4 protein-coding genes are annotated in these 4,147 nt (G+C 67.9%); all 4 read left to right on the top strand.

Going from position 1 to position 4,147, the window contains the following annotated elements:
• Window positions 1-72 precede the first annotated feature (72 nt).
• The 4 genes from nadE to ACFP3U_RS36670 all read left to right on the top strand — a co-directional run bounded on the left by nadE (window position 73) and on the right by ACFP3U_RS36670 (window position 3,806).
• Window positions 73-930 carry an ammonia-dependent NAD(+) synthetase gene (gene nadE / locus ACFP3U_RS36685; protein ID WP_380230112.1) on the top strand — a complete coding sequence of 286 codons (858 nt, stop codon included), beginning with the start codon at window positions 73-75 and terminating at the stop codon, window positions 928-930.
• A 350-nt stretch (window positions 931-1,280) separates the two neighbouring features.
• Window positions 1,281-1,505, top strand: coding sequence for a hypothetical protein (locus ACFP3U_RS36680; RefSeq protein WP_380230111.1), 225 nt, complete (start codon window positions 1,281-1,283; stop codon window positions 1,503-1,505).
• Window positions 1,506-1,532: 27 nt separating this feature from the next.
• Complete coding sequence (locus ACFP3U_RS36675; RefSeq protein WP_380230110.1) at window positions 1,533-2,639, top strand: cytochrome P450; 1,107 nt, start codon at window positions 1,533-1,535, stop codon at window positions 2,637-2,639.
• 477 nt (window positions 2,640-3,116) lie between these two features.
• A complete protein-coding gene (locus ACFP3U_RS36670; RefSeq protein WP_380230109.1) occupies window positions 3,117-3,806 on the top strand; it encodes a heparin lyase I family protein in 690 nt (229 codons plus the stop codon).
• Window positions 3,807-4,147: the final 341 nt, after the last annotated feature.

The raw sequence follows: 4,147 nt of genomic DNA, 5'->3' as shown, positions 1-4,147 counted from the left end.
CTCCCGGACCGGTCACACCATACGAATCAGCGACCCGCGAAGTACGGGTCTAGAGTGGGAGCCGGTCCGGCGATGGGGGCCGGTGGGTCTAGTGAGGAGCAGGTCGTGAGCGACGTGGCGGCTGTGCAGCGGGAGATCGCGCGGGAACTCCAGGTGGAGTCGGAGTTCGACGCGGAGGTGGAGATCGAGCGGCGGGTGGCGTTCCTGGCGGAGCGGCTGACCTCGACCGGGCTGCGGTCGCTGGTGCTGGGGATCAGCGGTGGCGTGGACTCGACGACGGCCGGCCGGCTGTGCCAGCTGGCCGTGGAGCGGGTGCGGGCGGCCGGGCACGAGGCGACGTTCTACGCGATGCGCCTGCCGTACGGCACCCAGGCGGACGAGGCGGACGCCCAGCTCGCGCTGGGGTTCATCCGCGCGGACCAGGTGCTCACGGTCGACGTGAAGGCGGCGAGCGACGCGGCGATGGCCGCGGTGCAGGCGGGCGGGACGCTGTTCCGGGACGCGCACCACCAGGACTTCGTACAGGGCAACATCAAGGCCCGGCAGCGGATGGTCGCGCAGTACGCGGTGGCCGGCGCGCACGACGGCCTCGTGGTGGGCACCGACCACGCGGCGGAGGCGGTGTCGGGATTCTTCACCAAGTTCGGCGACGGCGCGGCGGACGTGGTGCCGCTCACCGGCCTGACCAAGCGCCGGGTGCGCGCCGTCTCGGAGGCACTGGGCGCGCCGGCCGCCCTGATCTGGAAGACCCCGACCGCCGACCTGGAGACGCTGAACCCGGGGCTGCCGGACGAGGACGCGCTCGGTGTGACCTACGACGACATCGACGACTTCCTGGAGGGCAAGCCGGTGACGGAGGCCGCGTTCGCCGCGATCGTCCGCCGCTACCGCCTCACCGAGCACAAGCGCCAGCTGCCGATCGCACCCTGACGGCTCAGCGGGCCGGACGGAGGGCGGCCCGGAAGGCGGCCAGAGCACGGCGAGCATCTTCTGGTGCAATGGCGTCGCGGGAGGCCCGGCGTTCCCCAGGATGGCGCCTTCCGAAATCTCTCGATGTTCCAACGTCACCACAGATCAAGAATGGTGACGATCAGTGGACTGTCATTTAATCTGTCCGCGAACTGTCGAGAGAGTAACGGCATAGTGACGGCCAGTCATGGGTAGATCCGCGTCGACACCGAGCCGGCCGGCGGGAGAGGACAGCCGACCGGCCGACTGGAAGAGCTCGCCGTGATACGGCGGCGCCTTCATCAGCACAGCCGTCGACAAGGAGCACAGTCATGAACCGGGCTGACACACAGCAACCCCCTGTCGTTCCGGGCTCACTTCCTGTGTTGGGCCACGCGATGAAGATCTTCCGAGACCCTCTTGACTTCCTGGCCTCTCTCTCCGATCACGGCGACCTGGTTCAGATCAAGCTCGGACCGCAGCGCGCATACGTGGCCTGTCATCCCGAGCTGGTCAGACAGATCCTGCTCGATGACCGCACCTTCGACAAAGGTTGACCTATCACCGACCGGGCTCGGGATTTTGTGGGGAACGGCTTGACGGTCTGCCCCTACAGCGTGCACCGGCGCCAGCGTCGCCTCGTCCAACCTGCGTTTCACCGTGACCGTCTGCCCGCATACGCGGCGGTGATGACCAGGTACGCGGATGCGTTGACCGCCGCGTGGCAGGACGGTCAGGACATTGTCCCTGGCGAGGAAATGTATGACGTAACAGTCAGAGTCGCCGCCACCACCCTGTTCGGTACCAGGGTGACCGACGCAGAGGTCGCAGAGATTCGCCAGGCCATCGGCGCGGTCCTGGCCGGGGGGTTCCGTCGGATGGTCACGCCGGTCGCTCTCGCCGGACTCCCGACCCCGGCGAACAGGCGGTATGTGCAGGCCAAGCACACCCTCTTTGCCGCAGTCCGCCGAACTGTCGACCAGCGTCGGCACTCGGACGACGACGGCAGCATCCTGGCGACGTTCCTCGCGACCCAGAACGAGGCCGGCGCTCTGAGTGAGACCGAAGTCTATGACCAGGTCCTCTCCCTGCTCGTAGCCGGAGTTGACACAACCGCGTGCGCCCTCGGCTGGGCCTGCCTGCTGCTTTCCCGCCACCCCGAAATCCAAGAGCGCCTGCACAGGGAGGCTCGCGCAGTTCTTGGCGGGCGGGCAGCCACCTGGGAGGATCTGCCCCGGCTGGAGATGGCGGAGCGAGTCCTGACCGAGAGCCTGCGCCTGCGCCCGCCGGTCTGGCTGCTCAGTCGGACGGTCACCCGCGATGCTCTGCTTGCGGGGCATCGTGTCCCCGCCGGAGCCACGGTCCTCATCGGGCAGCACATTCTCCATCAGCGCGCCGACCTGTTCGCTCGTCCGGAAGACTTTGATCCCGATCGGTGGCTGGCCTCCACCACTCCACGGAATCCTCGCGATGGATTCATCCCCTTCAGCAGTGGCGCACGCCAATGCATCGGAAACGACTTCGCTATCGCTGAGGCCACGCTTGTCCTGGCAACCGTTGCCGACCGCTGGCGCCTGGAAGACCGCGATCCGAACGGGTCTTTCCGCCCCGTTCCGCGGATCGTTCTGGCTCCGCCGAAGAAGCCGCTACGCATCCATCGGCGCCCCGACAGCACCGACTCGGCCGGTTGAGTGAGCCGCCACCGGCGTCATCCCAGACCGTTTGGAGACGGCCCATGACCTCGACCTCGGCATCACACGGCAAGGCGCTTGTCGATCAACTGTGCAACACCACCGCGACTGATGCGGTGCCGCTCGTGGAGCAGGCAGACGAGGCGATCCGCCTCCCCCAGCTCTCCACCCGCTGCGCAAGATGGGCCACCGGAGGGGCCTAGCAGGGTGCTGAGACGAACTCCTGTCTGATCGTAGCGATCCGCCGTCATGGTGGTCAGGGCCGCCGCAGGGCTCGGCCGTGCACGGGGCGGGCGGTGGGGTTGCCCGAAAGGGCGTCCATCGGGCGGCTCGCTTGGCTCGATACGCCGTCAGGTGGTCGAATCGCTTCGCGCGTCCGGGCCGGTCGGTTCGGGCGCGCGAAGTGATTCCACCCCTCATCCCTCCGGGAGCGGTATGCCTTCCCTGTCCCACCCTCGTAGGACCGCCGTCGGTGTCGTGGCCCTCAGCACGCTCGCGATCACGTGCGGCACGGCCACCACCGGCAGCTCGGCCGCCGTGGCGGGCAAGGTCCTGTGGACGCCGAGCACCAGCAAGGGCCCCTCCTCCTTCACCGCCGTCCAGTGCGCGGACGGCCACTTCGGCGTCGTCAAGGACCCGGCCAAGGGTCGTGTGTGGCGGGCGTTCCAGGCCGCGGGTGAGGAGCGTTGCGAGACGCTGAGCCCCAACCTGAAGGAGGGCGACACCTTCTACCTGGGGTGGTCGTCCAAGGTGAACATCAAGGACTCCAACAGCCGCTACGTCTTCCAGCTCAAGTGCTCGCCGAGCACCGACACGGCGAACCACCCGATCGAGATCGACGCGACGAACGGGCGCCTCCGACTCCAGGAGTGGGACACCAAGCACGTCGCGCACACGCTGTGGACCGCGCCGACGGCCAACAACCAGTGGCACTCCTACGCGCTGAAGATCCGCCTGGGTCGCACCGACGGCACCATCGACTTCTGGTTCGACGGTGTGAAGCAGACCTTCACCACCGGCTCGGGCACCTTCAAGGGGACCACCTGGGACGGCGACCGCAACTACCTGAAGTGGGGTTCCTACCACCCCTCCTCGGGGAACGCGACGAACACCTTCACCAGCCCGGTCATGGCGACCACGCTGGAGGCGGCCACCGCCGGCTCGTAAGGGGGGTGATGGCCGCAGCGCGACGGCCTCCGTACCGAGGGTGAGGGCTGTGGTGGGGGCCACCCGCGTGGGGGTGAGTTCGTCACGGGTGGGACGGGGCGCGGTCACGGGGCGTCGACCTGTGCGCGGGCTCACAGGCCCCCGCGTGTGGCCCGGGCCACCATCAGGCCTTGTTCGATCTTGAAAAACGGGGCATTTGCCTTCAAATCGGCCCATTCTGGTGATCGTTACGACCGGTAACCCACCCCTGACCTCGCTAAACCTGCGAATCCTTGAAACCCACCCCAGCCGCCCGTAACTTCGAATGCGTCGCACCGAGCAACCACCGGGCCCAGCCCGCA

The organism is Kitasatospora misakiensis (genome assembly GCF_042656005.1).
In the GTDB taxonomy this organism is placed as follows: Bacteria; Actinomycetota; Actinomycetes; order Streptomycetales; family Streptomycetaceae; genus Kitasatospora; species Kitasatospora misakiensis.
This window is presented reverse-complemented; position numbering and strand designations above follow the sequence as displayed.